A 19,139-nucleotide genomic window follows, 5' to 3' on the forward strand; every position below is an offset into this window, starting at 1 on the left:
GAGATTTTTTACAAATCTCTTTTTTAAATATTATTAACGATTTCGGATTTTAAATCAAAATTTATTAATTGAAGCTGAATATAATTGAGCTCTTGCTGATTCTTTAATAATTCAATCAGATCCACGATTTTGTGTAAAAAGAGTTCTAAGATTATTACCATTTGGATGTATAGGATTTAACATTGCAGCTTCGGGTGGAGCTCCAGTTTGACCTTGAACAATATTTCTAACAATTACTGCTTGTCCACCATTGATTGGGAAAAATGGAGATGAACCAAATGCATTTACTGCTTGAATTGGCAATTTACTTGAACTATCTCCAGCATTATCCATAAAAATTGTGTCAGGATTAGAAGATGCAATCGAATATACTCTTGCTAAATCTTCTGGAGATGCAATGTAGTTAGGAGAAAGTTGATTGTTTTGGAAATTATTTCCAATGTTTTGAATAAATGATGCATCATCTTGTTTTAAATTAGAGCTAGCTGTTGCATAAAAATCTAAAATTTTAGCTCCAATTTCACCACGATTAGGTAAAAATAAGGTGTTTTCAACTCACGAATTATAAAAATACACTTTCCGTTTAACTGGATCATAATCAATATTAAATTTATACAAGTTTAAGTTAACACCTGTTGGAGTTTGATTTTTATCAATTTCTCATCATTTATCTAAATTTCCACCGTTTCCACGGTAAATATCAAAATTTGAATCACGAATTCTTCCATCATATACTTGTGGAGAAAAGCTACTTCCGGAGCTACTTCCTCTAGTTACAAACCCAGTTAAATATCCACCTTGAATTTGTAAAAAGGCAAATCCTTTTTCATTATCTAGTGGAAAAATCCTTAAATATTCACTATCTTTAGTAGTAGTTAATTGAGTATTAAAAGTAATAGCAACATTTTCTTGGTTATGAAAATCAAATCCATACATGCTTTTTCTATCTCGATTATTTTTATCTAAATAAGCACTGATTCGATGAGATGCAGCACTTCCAACTAGTGAGACATTATCAAGTCCTACATTATTTTGCGGATTTTGTAAAGTGTTTTGATACTCATTGAATTTTTCAACTAAAACTCCATTACTCATATTATTTTCAGAATTAGTATTATTAAATCCAAAAATAGCTTCTTTCATTTTATTATAAATTCTTCGAATAACTTCTTGTCGAGTATTACTATAGTTTGGATCGCTAGTAGATGAAATTTGGCGAATACTTCATCCAGCTTTATCAACATCTAAAGCTTCAACTTTTGCTGCAAGTCCTACTTTAGGAGTTGAAATATCTTTAGGATCATAAAAGACAGTATTATTACCTGATGGAATTTCAGCTATATCTAAAGTCCTAAAGGTCATAATAACATCTTCTTTTTTAACTGTTACTTTCCCTAAATTAGTGGCATTGGAATCATAAACATATACTAATCTTGCTTTAAGTGATTTTCGATCCACATCAGTTGTATATCCAATATCTTGGAATCACCCATTGACATCATATTTTTCAATATAAACTTTAAAAGTTACCGGTGAAAAAATTGATTTAACATCATTTTGAACTTGAATGTCTTTTTTAGTAAAAGCAAATTGCTGGAACATATCTAAAAAGTTATCATTATTATCAATACGTACTAAATTTGGATCTGCAGGATTACTTGCGTTATTTAAAGCAACAATTTCGTTAAAATTACTTTCAAATTTTTCCCTAATAACATCATCTTTTGCAATAATAACTTTATATTTTTGGTTAAATTGGCTTTGGCGTCTTAAATCATCACTAGCAGTGGCTTCTAATAAGTTAGCTCGATTTGGATTTACATTTAAAGGATTAAATAACATCATCTTACGATTTGAGTCATTAAGTCAATCTTTATTAGTATATAAAGAACTTAAAATCTCAAACATATCAGTAGCATTAGAGCTATTTTCATTTAAGTTATTAAAGGTGTTAACATCTTTATTTAATTGAGCAACTGCTACCACTTTTTGGTTTAGGGTTGCTTTAAATTGAGAGTATTGATCTCTGATATCTCGAGTTTCAGGAACGTCATCATTATATGAAACAGTATATAAATCAGCAAAAATATCTACAAGTGGATTATTATCAACTGCTGCACGAACCTCTTGGCGAACCGCATTTTGAAAATCAACAAACTTATTATTTAAATCATCAACTTTAGTAGCAAATAATGACAGTGAAGTTGAATCGGTTTTATCTAAAATCGATGCGTAAAAACTATTAATGCTTTCAAATTCACTTTTAAGAACATTGTACATTACTTCAAGATTTTGAATGTTATTATACTTGTAATTATTTTCTCCTTGTTGCTTTCCAGCAATTGTTTGTTTAAGCGGATCTAAAACTTCAAATAATTTCACATAAAACCCTGGAAGTCCTGCATTTGCTTGAGTAGATTTTGGATTAAATTTATGTTTAAAAGTATCTTTAATATGAGTAGTAAAAGTATTAATGATATTATCAACATTTTGACTAATAACTGCAATCATAGAATTAATTTTAGTAGTGTAATTTTCTACACTGCTAAGATCATTTCCTAAAGCAGTATTAACTAAAGTGTTTAAATTAGCAATCGGACTATAATCATTTGCAGTAACTCCAGCCCCATTTCGAGCATCAACATGAGTTGCATCAAAATCATTAAAATAGTTAATGATTTTGTTTTGAATGTTTTGTACTTCGTGTTTTCCTTTGTTATATAAATCAAAAATTTGATCATTTAACACTGATTTTGCGTTTTTAAGCAAGATATTAACTTGTGAATATGTTAAATCTGCAAGATTGGCAATTCCATTGGTAATGTCAGTAATTGCATGAGTTAAGAAGTTAGTTACATATGGGTCAGCAACATTCATTTTATTAAAAGTAGCTGCATTATTATCAACATATGCTTTAACTTCATTATCTAAAGTTAATTGACGATTTAATTGATCTTTTTTAGCAGTGACTAAATTAGTTATTTCATCAGTAATGTTATTTAATAAATTAACTTTAACAGTTTCATCATTATCCATTGCTTTAATAACTGGTTCAGGACCATTTTGCATATCAGTAGTAGTTGCCTTTAACAGAGCAATTTTACTTTTTACATCAGCATCATCAAGCGAATCATCTTCAAGACCTAAAAATGCTTTAGCATCATTATAAGCTTTTTTAAGATTAATTGCATTTTCCAGTGCATACTTAATTAAAGTGTTTTTTGCTGTAGCTGGCTCATTTTGACCTAGTTCGCTAGCTTCTCTAAAATATTTATTGTATAAATCTCTTGGGACTGCATTAGGAGTATTATATTCAGTGCTAAAACTATCTAATTTAGCTTTAATTGGGGCTTTTTCAGTATCATCTAAAGTCTTATCATTTTGGTATAAGTTTTGAACAATTTGGTATTTTGAAAGTAAATTCAATCTAAAGAATTGTTCTTCAACTTGAGCAGTTAATGATGCAATTGATTCATTACCTGTTGCTGACATCTTAGTGGTGTCATTATAATATCCATGTGCTTTAGTAATTAAACTTTGAGCTTGATTTTTTGCAGTAGTTACTGTTACATCAGTAGAAATAATTTGGTTGTTTAAATTATTTAACTGATAAACTTTTTCAGCTAAGGTTTTTAATGCGTCAAAGTTATTTTCAACAATTTCAACTTTTGCACGAGTCTGGTTTAATTCACCAGTTTCATCAGGAGTGATACTAAAACTAGTTTGAGCATTATTTTGAGTTTCTAAAGTAGCTAAAAATGTCAGTAAAGCATCTTTAAGAGCATTATGAACTAATGCAGTAAATGGTTTAGCTTGAAGTGCTTTAATTTTAGTATCAGTAGCTTCACGATAAGTATTTCGAGTTTGAATTCTTTGATGCGAAGCAGTTATTTCAGTAACTATTTTCTCGCTTAATTGTGTATATTCGGCAATACTTTTGGTATTTGCTGAAGATAAATCAAATAAATCATTAACATTATAAGTATTTCCAGCTTGTTTTCCTAAAGTGGTATTTGTATTAGTAGTTGAAGTTGGAATGCTATCTCATACAAGTTGTAAGAGCGATTTAACATCAGTAGTTTTGGTCGCAGAAGGATTAGCACTTCAATTATTAACGGTTGTTAAAACGGTATTATCAATATCAATAATGTTTTTAAATTTTTCAGCTTTTTCTTTTAAAGTAATAATTTTTTGTACTGCTTCATTTGAAAAATCATTATTCATTGCAGTAGTTTCAAATGAATTTAAATATGAATTTAACTGAGCAAGTTTATCCAATCCACTTTGATCATTAATACTACGTAAGTTAAAATCTGAAGAAGCAACAATGGTGCGAATTTCTTTAAGTTTACTTGCTAGTAAATCAGCTTGCAAGATTTTATCTTTAGTAAAACTAATTTTATCTTTTAAAGAATTATAAAATCCTTTATTATCATCGGTGCTTTCTTTAAAATAATTATTTTTAGCCTCGGTGATAAACCCAGTTAAATTTGATGAATACGAATTTATCAGTGGCGAATCATTATTTGTTAAATTGGCTAAAGTTGTTTCGGCGACTTTAGTTGCTTGAGCAAGAGCAACAATAGAATTAAGTTCGCCTTTAATTTTGGTAACTTTATCAAAGATACTTGTTAATTCTTCTTTAGTTGAAGCGTTTTTTGTTTGTGATTTAATACTATCAGCTCATGCATCTAATTTAGTTTTAGCACTAGTATCATAATTTGCTCCAGCTGCATCAGTAAATGATTTAATAACTCCAATTATTCCTTTAGCAGAATCTTGATTATCAATGGTAAAATTAATTAATTCTCTGAATTTATCAATATCAAATTCTTTGAATAATACTTCCCGAAGTTGTGAGTATTTGGTTTTTAAATCATTGTAATTGTTATCTGAAGAAGGATAGGTATTGTTGATTGTATCTTGAAGATTTTTAATACTTAAATGTTGAACATCAGTACGAGGTTGCAAGCTATTAACATAATCAATAGCATGTTTTTCTAAGTTAAATAATTCAGCAAAATCTTGGATTTTTTCAATGATATTTTGAACTTCAGCTAAAGTTAATGTCTCTTTAGCAAGCTCAATTTTTAATAATGCATCAAAAGTGTTGCGAGCAGTTTTTGCTTTTTGGTGTAAATCACTATCTCCATAATTTCCTGAAGTAGCAAAATTTTCTAAGTCTTTAAGCTTATTTAAAGCTAAGTCTTTTTGATAAGCAACTTGTAATTTCAAAGCAAAATTATTAATATCTGCAGTATCAATATTTGGTTTTTGATCATCTTGTTTTGCTTTATTATAAGCTACTTTAGTAGTTTCATAGTAAGTGTTAAAACTGTAATCAGGATTATTTTGTTTAACTTTAGTTACATCATTTTCTAGTTGTGTAAGTTGAGCATCGGTATCCTTAATTGCATCATTAAAGGCTTTTAATAAAGCTTCTTTTTGACGTTTAAATGATTCAATTTTAGCTGCTAGTTCAACTTTTTTATCTCGAATTTGCTCAACAGTTAAATCATTATCAAAAATAATAGCATTGGTTTCTTCGCTAATTAAAGTAATTTCACTCATTAATTGTGCATATATTTTTCAATTTTGTCCATCGCTCAAAATTGATGCAAGTGAATTATATGCATCTAAAAATTCTTTTTTAGCATCAATAATTTCTTTAGCATTTGTTAAAGTGGCTGTTTTTTGAATAATAACATCATCACTATCACTGGATAATAATTCGTTATTAAGTAATAAATTATTAATATATCCAGCAAGCGAAGTAGTTTGACCTGAGTTATATTGATTGTAAAAATCAAGTAATTCCTTAGAAACAATTGTAAGTGCGAGCAATTTCTCCATTTTGGTTGCAGCTTCTTGAGCTTTATCAAAAATTAACTCACTTTTTTTCACAACTGCATAATTATTAATACGTTCAAGCGAAGCTTTATAACGAGTATTTGCTTCGGTAGTTTGAGTTGTAACAGTTGCTTGAATTTCTTTATTAATTTCTTCGATTTTATCTTGCTCATAAGCAAGTAAAATCTCATTTCCCCGTAAGAAAAGATTGGTTTTTTCACTTTCAAAAGCTTCTAAATTCGGAATATTATCGGGATTATTTAGTCTTGCAACTAAATCATCTGCATTAGTAATTTGTGCATTCCCATTATTAATTGCTTCAGTTGTACGAGTTTTATTATATTTAGCAGAAGCCTTTTGTCCGATGATTTCTTGCAAACGTTTTTTGTTTACTTCTAAATCAAAAAGCACAGGAGCAATAGCAATTAATTTATTAGCTAAATCAATTGCCTTATTACTTTTTTCAGGATTTGAAACGTCTTTAGCCTCTTCAATTAAATTTTTTAAGTGTTTATTTAAAGCATTTGATCCTGCAGTTGCAGTATTTGGGTCAAATTTAGCACTAATTGTTTCTTTTAAATTAGCAATTTTTTTCTCAAGTAAAATCTTAGTATCAGCTTCATTTAAGTCTTTAAGAGCTTTATTAAGTTGATTAATTAAATCATCAATTTGTTCTTTGGTAGCGTTTGGATCTGCAAAAAGACCATCGAGTTGTTTACGAATTTTCTCAATTGCATCTACATAAGGTTTAAGGCCGGTAGCATTTTCTCCGTCTAACTTACGTTTGATAGTTTCTAAAATTTGCTTATCTAAATTTGATAAATCTCGGAACTTTCCTGCAGTATCAGTGAGATTTTGTAATTGAGCTTGTATTTCTTCAAGTTCTTTTTGAATTTCAGGACTACCATTTCCATCATTAACTAGTTTTCTTAATTCATCAAGACGCTTTTTAAGTTTGTTATATAAATCGATCCGTTGTTGCTCATTTTTTGTAGGAATATAGTCTGGTTTTCCATCTGAAAATACTGCAGTTAAATAATCATCAGCAAAATCTGAGATTTCTTCAGTTTGACTTTGCTTATTTGCATTAATTAAGTTTTGAATTTTAAGATTATAAGATTTGATGTTTTCAATTAATATTGAAGTTGGAACTGGAGCAAAATCTACTGTTAAAGGTAATGCAACAGCTTCAAGTTTTTTAGCTTCTTCAATAACATCATTATTTATTGGATTATCTAAATTTTTCAGTAATGCTAATTCATCATTTGCTTGATTGATTAATTGTTTTAAAAATGCTTTTAGAATTAAACGAAATTCTTCGTTAAGTTTATTATTAACTCCTGCTAAAAATGTAGATGTTACTTCATTTGAATAAGTTTTAATTACTTGATTATGAAGCTCATCAAGTTTATTTAAAATATCTTTATTAGCAAATGGAAGATTTTTTACAAAGGTGCTTTGAGTTTCAATTAATTTTAGTTCATTATTTAAGTATTTGAGTTGATCAAGTTCCTTTGACTGGGCATTATAAAAGGCAAAAAAGTCATTGGCAAGTTGTTTATTTGGTAATTTTTTACTTAAAATAACATCACTTTGCGAATTGATAATAATTCCCTTGCTTTCAGAAATTAAATCATCTGCAACAGCTGCTTTAACTTTTTCTTTAAGCTCAAGTAATAATTCATTAGTAAATTTAAGTGAATAAAATTCACTAAATAAGTCTGCTTTTTGTGAGATAAGAGTATTCTTATCATTAGTTAGTAAGGTTTTATCAATTAAATCATTAACTAACTTTTTATTAAAGTCTAATTGGGGATCAAATTTATTAACATAATCACTTAAACCACGAATTACCTCTTTAATTTCTGAAACACTTTTATTTGAATCAGAAATTTGTTGGTAAAAAGTAACCAAATTATTTCTAATTGTATTAATGTCAGCTTGTGATTGTGCAATATTTAAATTAATTTTAGTTGCATCAAGGAATTTTTTAACATTAGCTTTTTGGGAATCAGTATAAATTGCATTTTCAGTGTAAGGTTTAATTAAATTTAAATACTCATTAATTTCATTTACTTGATTTTGAGATTTATTTAACATCTCTTCTAAAGATGCAACTTTTTTATTAGTATCTTGAGAAGCAATTTCCACTTCATTTAGGCGGATATCGCTACTAATAATACGTGAATAAAGTGGAACAAGTGATGAAGAAACATCTTTTTTTAGTCCTTCAAATAAAATTGAGTCAATTTTGCTTGAAGTTCCTTGTAATAAGTTGATAAATGGTTCTAAAATTTTGTTTTGATTTACAACTAATTTGGAAATTTCAGTAGCAAGAGTGTGTAAATACTCTTGTTTTTGTTCATTAGTTGCACTGTATAGCACATCAAAGAATTTTAATGATTGATCTTCTTTAAGTTGAGTGAGTTGATCTTTAAGATCAAGTTCTCTAATCCGACCTTCTTGATTAGAAAGAATTTTCTTTCAAAAAATTGTAGGTTTTTGATCTTCAAGGTTGAATTTATCAAGATTATTGATGTAAAAATTAAAGGCCTTATCTTGGGCTTTATCAAGAATATCAAGTTTTTCTTGCAAGTTTTTATCTTTAGAAGCTCATTGTTTTTTAGCTTGCAAATATGATGAAAGGATATCGTTTTTTTCTTCAGCAGTAACGTTAAAGTAAGGAGAATAAATTTTAAAAAGATTTTCTCCTTCAATTAAATTTTCATAAACATTGGAATTGCTTACTGCTTCATTTGAGTGAATGGTAAAGAATGTAGCCCCTAAAGCAACTGCAAGAGGAGCAGTTACAGCAGAAGCGACAATTAAGCTTTTCTTTTTGGAATATTTTTTTAGCATAAGTTCTCCTCCTTAATGTAATTTGAATTGAAGTTCAAAACGACCATTATTTCCTATTGCTGTGTAAAAAGCAGGATCTCCAACTCCACCTTTTCCTGAATTAGTAGAATCTTTGATAATGAAATTATCAGTGTCTCATAATCCTGAATTTTTTAAATCAGTAAAAGTTAATCCGACTAAATCACGATATTTAATTTTGTTCATCACGTATGAATAAAAGTTTTGTGCAGAAAATAATCCACTTGTATCAGTAAAATTATTTTTACCTTGAGCACTTGGTTTAAAGAAATATACATATCTTAAGCGATCATTATCCCCAAGTGAAACCGGTGCATCAAGTCCAGCTACTCTACCATAATCAAAACGGTTTAAAATTTGTCATGAAATAACCATAATTGCATCATTACCTTGAGCATCACGAACCGGAATCCCAATAACAATTGGTAAAAAGACTAAGTTTGCATTTGCATCTGTTGATGCATCATATTGATATTCGTATTGATTATGTCAACGATTATTCATATCATCAATAGTTGAAATGACACTTGAACGATAAGTTGTTTGATTTTGATATTGAATATCTTGTCCAGTTCCAATATTTGGAGTTAAAGTTTTTCAGTAAATGACATTACCTTGTTGGCGATAGTTTTTATATGTATTGGTTAATTTAACTTTAATTCTAAAATCAGGTCCAGAAGAAAATTGTTGAGTTAAAGGATCTGTATCAGGTCCAAAAAGCGGACTATCAACATTTTCAATAAAGAAGTCATTATTTCCTTGTTGAGTACGAGCCTTAAAAGTTGAATATCTAGTAAAAGCATTTGATAAGTTATATGGAGCTTGCAATTTATTTCATCCAGCATCTGAAACATTAAATAAGGTACGGTTTAAATCGCTAACTGAACGAATGTTTGATTCATCAATTACAAACCGATCTAAGGTTTTAAAGGTAATTCCTACATTATCAAATTTCACCCCAAAGTCTTCAATATCGAAAAAGGCACTATTGTCTTTAGTTAAATTTGATGGTTTTTTAAATTTGAAATATAAATTAATAAATCCTCTTCGAATTGAAGTATCATTGGTTGTTTTTTGGGTTACATATGAGGTAGTTTGTCCTTGAGCGGGTTTTGCTTTATAAATGTAAACTTCAACATTATCGTTATTAAAAGTAAATTCATTTCCTTTTAATACGTTAAATTTTTCAAATAATCCTCCAACAAATGATAGTGGACTATCCCGAAGAATAATTCCATTAAGTTTTTTAGCATCATAAGAGCTTCCGTCAATATCAAGAGATATTTCCGGAGCTTCTAAAAGAGTTTTGCTCATGTAATCTTGGAAACTTTTAATAAAAGTTAAATCTTTTGGAACAATGTTAGCATAATTTAAGATTCCATTTGACACTTGTGATAGATAATCAAAAAATAAGTTGGTATTTGATTTATCGCTCATTCAATCAATTAAGGTTGCTGCTTTTGAAAATCCTTTAGTTAAAGCATCGTAAATATCAAAATCAGTGGCAGTATCTTTATTTAAAGCTGCTACTAAAGCTTCGTTTTCTTTAGCTGGATCTGAAAGTTTTGCATACTGATCTTTAACGGCCTTAAATTTATCGTTTGCACCAGTGATATTTAACTGAATAGCATCTTCAATGTATTTTAAAAGATTATCTAAATTAGCGCGTCCTTCGTAATTTCCTTCTCCGAGAATAAACCTATGTAAGATGTTTTTTAAAGTATTAGTATCATTTGGATTATCTCCAAACACAAAACTCTCTAATCTTTCTTTAGCTACAGCTAAGCTAGTTACTAGTTGTTTATATTTATTAAAGAAAGAAGTTCGTGGATTAGTATATCTTGCTGGGGTTTCTTGTTCAAAGGTTAACCCTTGTTCACTGACTCCAATTTCCAATTGTCTATGTAAATTTGGATCAACATTATTTAAAGAAGTATTAAATGGATTAGTTTTAACTTGAATATCAGTTAGTTTTTCAATTTTTCGAAGTACAGTTCCGATAGTTTGACTTCTTCCGGTATCTTGGATTTGAGAGTTAATTGCTTCAAGTTGACTAAAAGTTAATCCAAGTAAAGGAACTGAAGTAATTGAAATAAGATTTTGGAAATAATCTAAAAATTCAGTTCCCACTTCACGAAGCTGTTCAATGACTAAATTAGCATTAGTTGAGGCTTCTCTTAGTCACATTTTAATTGCATCAACTCCTGTAGCAAGGTGATCAAAGCTATCTTTAGCTTTTTTGTATAAAGTATCTGCAGTTGTTGGATTTAATTTTTCCATCAATGCACTCACATCATTTTGAGAAACTCCAGCAACTTTAAGAATAAATTCTTTTTTAGCGTTTGTTCCTGTGGTAGTAGCTGTGGTAGCGTTATTAAATAATCCTGTATAAGGCTCAATTCGGTCTTTATAAGATTTATAACGATGAGCTTCTCATTGATATACCGCAAGAGCTTGATCATAATATTTTTCAATAGCTTGATTGTATTTATTGTTTAATTCCACTAATTTTTGTGGAGTAGTGGTGTCAATAGATTGAATTGACTCAAGCGCAATTGACTCATAATCATTTATTCTAGGGCTTTGATTTTGAGCTTGAGGATTTGCGTTATTAGCGTTTAAATATGCACCAATCATGAATTTATCAAGTTCTAAGTTTCGACGATAAACTGCTTCAATTTTAGCCGCTTCAGCTTTGAAGATTTCATCTAAAATTCCATTATTAGAGTTAAAAATTGCTGAAGCTGCTTCCACTTTGGCTGCTTCATCATGATTCATATTATTTAGAGCAATAGTTGCCTCAGCAATTTTTGCTTCTAAGGTATTATTTCCACCATTAGTAGTTGCATATAAATTAGCAATATTTGCTGGTTCATAATCAGGATTGGAAGCTTTTTGTACATTATATGAATCTAAATACTGTTGAGCTTTGTGAATGGTTGCTTGTAATTCTTTAGAATTTAAAAATGCAACACTAAATGATTGTGGTCCTGAACCAGTAACGTAAGTAATTAATAAACGCTTATATTCTTCTTCATTTTCTAAGCTAGCATTAGCTTTTAATTCAGTAAATGGTTTATTAATAATTGCTCTAAGTGGAGCTTTAGCAGCATCAGTTAAATATTCACCTTGAGCTGAATTAGTGTTAAATCCATCTAAAGTTTCTAGAGCTTTAGCAACTTCTTCAGCTAATTTTAAACGTTCAACATAAGTTTTTAAGAAGAAAATATTATTATCAAGTTTTACTTCATCTTTTTCGGTGTAATAATATCCTTCTCCTTTGGTTATTTCTCCTTCGAGTTTTTGTAGTGATTCAGTAACATTTGCATTACTTTGTACACTTTGAGATGCACTAGTAATTAAAGCTTTTGCGGCTTTAGCTTTTGCTAATAATTCGGCAATTTCTTTATATTTATCAAAGAAAAAGTCTGTTTCTGCAACTGCCCGAATTGCATCATTAATAGTGCTGAGGGTAGTAGCATTTTGGATACTTTGAGCTTGAGTGTGGAAAAAATCATCCATTTTAGCTTTTAGATCATTATAAGTTGCATCAATTTGCCCATTAGTAGTGATTTTTTCAACTTGTTTGGTTTTAATTCCTTTTTGGGCATCCACAGTTCCTTGCTTATAAATTAAGTCCAATGCTTCCTTACGAGCTAAATATAGATCGTATTTATTTTGGAAATTGCTTGCTAGAGTTGGATATAATTCATTATCAATATTTGAAGCAGTTTTAGGATTATCAGGGATGCTTTGTAAAATATCATCAGCAAGCTTATTAGCGTCAGTTTCAAATCCATAATTAGCAGCAGCTGTACCAGTTTTATAAGTAAAGGTTTTATAATCGTTATTATCTTTTACTTGAGTATGAAGTTGAATTTTATCATTTTGCAGTTGAATTAATTTATTTAATGAAGCTAAAGTTTCAGTTGTGGCAAATAATTTGCTTTCAGTAACTGGTTCAGTATTAAGATCGTTAATTAAATAATCATAATATCCTTCCATTTTTTGTTTACCTTCAGCTCCAGTTCCGTGTTGTCCAGTTCCATCTGGATAACTCATAGGAATTTGAGTTTTTGCTTGTTGCACATTTGCATACACTTGAACAAAGTTATTAAGCAAGGTTACTTTATTAACAAGATCTTGTTCTTTGGCAATTAAATCTGAAGCAGTTAACATTAAATAATCATTTTTAAATGAGTTATAAACATTTTGAATTGAAGTAATAATGCTAGTTTTTCCAGCTCCACTGGCATTTTGGTTTGCATTTTGGTTGGTTACTAAATCTTCAGAAGCTTTAACTCGAATCGCAAGTTGCTTTAAGGCTCCTTGTTTAAATTTAATATCACTAAGAGAATTATCAACAGTAACTAACTCACTTCCGGTAGTTACAGCTTCTGTTTGGGTTTTTAGCTCATCTAATTTATTGGTAATTTGAGTTTTTAATCCTGCATCAATATTTGGGCTAGCATTATCTAATTCATTACTAATAGTTGTTTTGTAAGTTGAAATTTTATTTAACATCGCAGCTTTAGCATCCACAAGATCAACTACATCAAAAAAGGCATTTCGAAGTTCATTTTTTAAGGTAATAGTTGAATCAGGAGTTAAGGCATATAAAGTATCTTGATTTGAAGAATTATAGGTACTTTCACTTCCTAATTTTGTAAATAACGCATTGGTTGGATTTTGAGTTTTTAACAACTCATAGTTTTTATTAGATGCATCTGATTTAGCGTTTGTATCTAAATAAGTAAAAATATCTTTAAGTTCATCAATTAAAAGTTCAAGTGCTGAAAGTTTTTGATGATCTAAATTAATATTTAAAATATCATCTAAAGTTCCATATCCATTAACCTTAGCTTTAAGTGCATTAACTCAAGTAGTAATTGCACTTTTTCATTTTTGTGAGTAAGTGGTTTTAAGTTCATTATTAGTGTAAGTATCAAAAGGAACTAATTTACTTATTACTGCATCAGCGTCTTTGGTAAATAAATCCTTAGCATACCCAAGGGGAACTTCTTTAAGTTTTGCACTTAAAGAAGCAGTTGTAGTGGTAAATTTATCTCCAGTTTTAGCTTCTTTTAAAGTATCAAAAGCACTAAAGATAGTCTCAGTGTTAGTAATACTTGTTAACCCATCAGCATTTTTGCGTTGATTATATTCAGCTACTAAAGCTGTTTTTTGAGCAACAACGTCATCTCATTCTTTTTGGATTGAGTTTTTGATGTTAGTTTCTCTAGTAATGTAAAAGTTTACTTCATCTCTAAGTGAAGCTAAAGTGGCTCTAGAAGAGTAAAATTCTTTAGATTTATTAGTAAATTCGGTTATTTTATTTTCTCAAGTAGCAATGGCTTCATCAAAAATAACTCTGTTTCTTTCGTTTGTTGAGTAAACATTTTTCAACTGATTAATGTGATTTTCAACTTCCACACGAGTATCAGTTTTAGCAACTTCACCATTTAAAATTCGAATTTTAAATTCAATTACTGATGGTGAATCATTAAAATTAATTAGTGAATTATTTGGTTCATCTACACCACCTCCGCTTGGTTTATTAGTAATTGAATCAAGCAAACTTTGGTATGAATTTGGATTGCTTGTTTGGTTAATAGTATGGAGTTTATCGGCAGTATTTTTAAGGGCAACAGCAAGATTTTTAAAGTTTTTAAGCTTGTTTGTTAATTCATCAACTTGTTCTTGAGTTTTATCCACTTTGGCAATTAACTCTTTAGTTTTGGTATCTAAAGTTGTAATTGAATCATTAATTGCTTGATATGGAGCTTGAGCAGCAATAGTTGCATCAGTAATTTTATTAGCTTGAATTTCACTATTAATTTTATTTAAAAAGGCCACCGAAATAGCTAATGCTAATGCATGCGATTGGTCTACAAGAGCTTGAATTTTGCTCTCAATTTCACTGCGGTTAAAAGGTGAGTTAAAAGCACTTACTAAGTAAGCATCTACTTCAGCATTTAAATTTTTAGCTTTGGTATATTCGCTTTCAGGTTTAAAGGATGCAAAATCTAAAAATTCAGTGTCTTTAATTAGTTCTTTTAAGCCATTATTATTTACTTCTAGGTCTTTAAAACTTCCAACAACATTAATTAACTGAGCAATTTTGTCATTAACTTGGTCCCGCTCCTCATTAGTTAAATTTGGGTTAGTAAGTTCTTTTTGATATTCTTTTAATTTATTAGTTAAATTTTCTTGAGTTGGAGTCTTTTTCCCTGCGGGTGCATAAGGAGCAAAAGTATCTTCAATTTCTTTAAATTTATCATTTAAAGCACTAGTAGATTGATAATTAGCTTGTTTATCTTTATAATCTTTAATGGCATCTTGAAGTTTAGTTACAATATCAGAAACATCTTTTTGGTTTTGAGCATTATTTAATGCATCAAAAGCATCATTTTGCAATTGCTTAATTTTAAGCGCTTCTTTTTCTAAAGCTGTTTGTTCAGCATTTTTGCCTTTTGAAGATTCAAGGGCAGTATTTCCGCTTGCAACTTCAGCTTCAAGATCTTTAAAGTGTTGGGCATTATTTTGTAAATTTTGTAATTGTTCTCGAATATCAAAAAGTTTTTTACTTTTATCTTTTTCAGTTAATTCAGGATTAGGATCTAGCGAAAGAATTTCAGCTTGTTTTTTCAAATCATCAGCAATTTGAAGAAGTTTTTTTCCAAATTCTGAATTTGCCAATTCAGCTTCACCACCAAAAATTTTGCTAATTTCTTCGGTAACTTTTGCATGTACTTTATAAGTTTGACGTAAATCATCACTAATATTAGCTTGTGAAAGTCGCTTTTTATATTCACCAATTAAAAACTGTAAATCTTCCCTTAAAGCCGCTGAAGTAGGTTTAATTAAATCTTTAGCTTTGTTATTTAATTCGGCTAAACGTTCTTTAATTTCTTCTAAGGCGATACTTTGTCCGTTTAAAACTGCTTTGGCAACATTATATAAATCAGTTAACTCTTTTCGATTAATGTTTCTTAAATCATTAGTTAAAATTCTAAGCCCATCATTTAAATCCTTAAGTGGTGTGGCATTATTAATTAAATGATCGAGTTTATTATTTAGTGTTATTAAATCATTTTTATAATCTTGTGATCCTCTAAGTAAATTCTCAATTTGTTTTTTAAGAGTTTTTAGAGATTCTTTAAATACAACACTGAGTAAACTATTGTCTTTGATTTTATTGTTGAGTTGATTGAGTTTTTCTAAGTAATCATTAATATTTTGGTGTTGTTCTTGAATAATTTGATTTAATAAAACGTTAAAATCATTAGCTTCATCTGAGCTAATATTTTTATCATTTAAATATTGAGCAATGTTTGACTTAATGTTTTCAGTTAAATTTTTGATGTTTTTTACCGATGTGTCCAAATTACTTGCATAAGAAAGATTATTTAAAAGATTTCTCGGATGTTCTTTTACATCTTTTTCAATTAACTCTATTTGACTAGCAATAAGTTTTGCCACATTTTCATCAACTTGAGAGTTTTTTAACTCTTGGATTTTTGAAGCTAATAACTGCATATTTTTTACTTGATCATCATTTTGCTCTTTAACAAGAATATCAAGCTGATTATTAACTAAATCATTTAAATAATTTATCTCTTGGTCTTTAGTTATAGCTAAACGAGGAGATGGGCTTAAAGCCAATTTTTTGTAAGTATCAATTCGATTGAAGAAATCTTTTTTGACATTATCTTTAATATTTAATAATCCAATTTCATTTCTTACATGAATTACATTTTTTAAAAAGTTTTTTAATTTTTCATTTTCACTAGTTTTATTTACACTAATGGTACTAATAACTTGATCATAAACTTTACCATATTCACGTAATGCATCTCGAGAGTATGAATTTTGATTTAATAAATTTAAAATCTCTTGGATAGTTGAATCTAAAGCTGACTTTTGTTCGGCAGTTAAAGTTTCTGAATTGTTTTTAAGCAATTTATCATAATCAGTTCACACTTTAGTTTCAAGAGCAAATGAAAATTCATTTTGCTGTTTAATGAAAGGATCAATTTCACTATAAAAAGCAGTTAGTGTGCTCTGAGTTGGCGAAGCAATAACTTTATCTTTAGCTTGAGTTGCAACTGATTTAAAATCAACATCTTTAACTAATGAGTAATACTCATTAATTAATTTTGTTTGTTCTGAAGCATCAGTTACTACACTTAGCATTGCTTTAGGAGCTAATTGTTTTAAGACGTTTCTTTGCTTAAGCATCAATGCAACACTTGAATCAACATTAGCTAAAAGTTGCTTTGCATAATCAATTTCACTAAAGAGATTTTTAATTTCGTTAGTATTATTTTTATTATTTTCAGAAATCGAAAATGTTTTTAAAGCATCTTGGGTTTTTTCGACTTCTTTTTTAAGTTCTGAGAAAAAATAAGTTTGGTGATAAGGTACTTTATAACTACTGTGTAATGATGATAATAATCCAGCAGACACTAGTGCCCCTGCACCAGCTATAGCAGAAAATACACCTAAAGCGGTGAGTGTTTTCCTCTGATTTTTCATATTAATCTCCAAAAAAATTTTTATTTTGTTATTTGTTACAAAACACTTTTTTGTATATTTTTTATTAAAAGTGTAAATTTTAAATATTATATATATATATATATATGACAAGTTTTTTCTGAAATTTTCCAGATTATAAAATTAGCTTTAATATTTGTATTTTTTTGATTATTTTTTAGCAAAGAAAAAAACAGGAAAATTCCTGTCTTAATTGGTATATTTTGTTATTTTAAACCGATAATTTTATAAGTTCATTTATAAAATGATTTAATTGCTTTATTTAAATCATTTTCATAAGTTTTTAGTGTCTTAATAATTTGCTCAAAGCTAACAATATCGCCAAAAATCATATTTTTCATGCTTTTATAATCATTTACAAAAACTTCAATAGCTTTTTGAGATGGAATGAGTTTTAATTTACTTCGATATATTTGATCATAATTAGCGAAATTACAGTGATAAAACTTTTTCTTAAATTCTATAACAGACTCAAGTAAGTCTAAATTTTTTAAACTTTTTTCTCTTAAATTACTCTCGAGCATTTTGTAAATATCATAATAGTGTCGTGAATATTTTTTTGGATAATTTCCATTTATGCGATTTGCTTCTCGATGTAAAATGGTAATTTTATCGTAAAAAGTTCTTAATGAATCTACAACTTTTACATTGATTTTTTCAGGAAAAGCATCTTGGTAAACTTCAGAAATATATGGCTTAATTGATCTATTAAAAAATGGGATAGGTTCAGATAAAGTGCTAAATTCTAATTTAATCACATTTAAGAGAGAGTCATCATTTGGATATTCTTTTGGATAATCAAAACATAAAATAAGTGGATTATCTTCGTCGATATAAAACTTAAATTTTTTATCTTTTAAGATGTGAGCTAAATCTTTTTTCAAGCTGTGGAATGACTTTGTTTTTTAAAAAGTTTGCCGTTTTTTGATTTATTTGCTCATTTAGCTGTTTTGTTTCAAAAAACTTCGATTCTTATATGGCTCTTTTTCTGGATAACCTAAAATCCTTCATTCAAGTGCTAAATCAATATCTTCTGAAAATCTTTCAATAAGATTATAAACTTTTGAAAGACTAGTTCCTCCCTTAAAAACAATGTAATCTTTGTATTTAAAATTATTAAAAAGATATTGTTTCTTGAATAACTTTTTTTCTTTCTTTATCGGGTAAGTTATAAAACTTGTCGATGATCATTGATCTCCTTAATCTTTAGTAAAACATTCCTTATTCAAAAAGTCAGATCTTTTGTATCACTTTGCAAATCTTCTTTGATATTTTGAGCAAAAAATGCTAATTTTTTAACTATTCATTTTTTGTTTATATCTTTTTTCCCTAATATTCTTATTGCTTCAATTAAAACAGCAAATTGTAATGATCTTGATGTAATAAATTTTTCGTTGGTATGTTGAAAAGTAATTTTTTTATTTCTATAACGATACTCACGAGAAGGGCCATCTGAAATATAAAAATAAACATTAGGGACCTGAGTTGAAACACCAGTGTAATTTAAAGACGCTTCGCCACCTGGAGCAATTTTTCAGGTAAATTTTTGTGCTATTTTTTCAGCAACTGCTTCAGGCAAAGGGTAACATTCTTTTTTTAAAAATTTACTATATTCAAGCTTAGTATATAAGCCGTTAATTAATCTTGTAATTTTACCTTCTTTAGCTAATTTTTGTAAAATTGATTTTACGGAATTTTTATTTATGATATGTTCAAAATCTTCAGCTGAATATATTTTTCCTGAGTTTTTAAACATTGCTTCTTGAATTTGTTGCTTTATTGTTTGCATTTTTACCTCTTATTTATAAAAATTATATAACAATTTAAGCTTTAATTGTGTTTAAATGTTTCTTTAA

Annotated in this window: 5 protein-coding genes; all 5 read right to left on the reverse strand. The window is 28.6% G+C overall.

The genetic code is table 4. The features are described from left to right. Window positions 1-33: 33 nt before the first annotated feature. The 5 genes from EXC58_RS02055 to EXC58_RS02075 all read right to left on the reverse strand — a co-directional run bounded on the left by EXC58_RS02055 (window position 34) and on the right by EXC58_RS02075 (window position 19,072). Window positions 34-8,709 (reverse strand): hypothetical protein, encoded by an 8,676-nt coding sequence (locus EXC58_RS02055; RefSeq protein ID WP_129725386.1) that lies wholly within the window; start codon window positions 8,707-8,709, stop codon window positions 34-36. Between the two features lie 12 nt (window positions 8,710-8,721). Continuing rightward, a complete protein-coding gene (locus EXC58_RS02060; RefSeq protein WP_129725387.1) occupies window positions 8,722-17,265 on the reverse strand; it encodes a hypothetical protein in 8,544 nt (2,847 codons plus the stop codon). Between the two features lie 224 nt (window positions 17,266-17,489). Then, a complete protein-coding gene (locus EXC58_RS02065) occupies window positions 17,490-18,167 on the reverse strand; it encodes a nucleotidyl transferase AbiEii/AbiGii toxin family protein (RefSeq protein WP_129725388.1) in 678 nt (225 codons plus the stop codon). Between the two features lie 57 nt (window positions 18,168-18,224). Beyond that, complete coding sequence (locus EXC58_RS04890; protein WP_129725956.1) at window positions 18,225-18,455, reverse strand: nucleotidyl transferase AbiEii/AbiGii toxin family protein; 231 nt, start codon at window positions 18,453-18,455, stop codon at window positions 18,225-18,227. Continuing rightward, complete coding sequence (locus EXC58_RS02075; RefSeq protein ID WP_129725389.1) at window positions 18,452-19,072, reverse strand: DUF6088 family protein; 621 nt, start codon at window positions 19,070-19,072, stop codon at window positions 18,452-18,454. The genes EXC58_RS04890 and EXC58_RS02075 overlap by 4 nt, the downstream gene beginning before the upstream one ends. Window positions 19,073-19,139 lie beyond the last annotated feature (67 nt).

The sequence above is a fragment of the Mycoplasmopsis citelli genome, assembly GCF_900660645.1.
In the GTDB taxonomy this organism is placed as follows: Bacteria; Bacillota_I; Bacilli_A; order Mycoplasmatales; family Metamycoplasmataceae; genus Mycoplasmopsis; species Mycoplasmopsis citelli.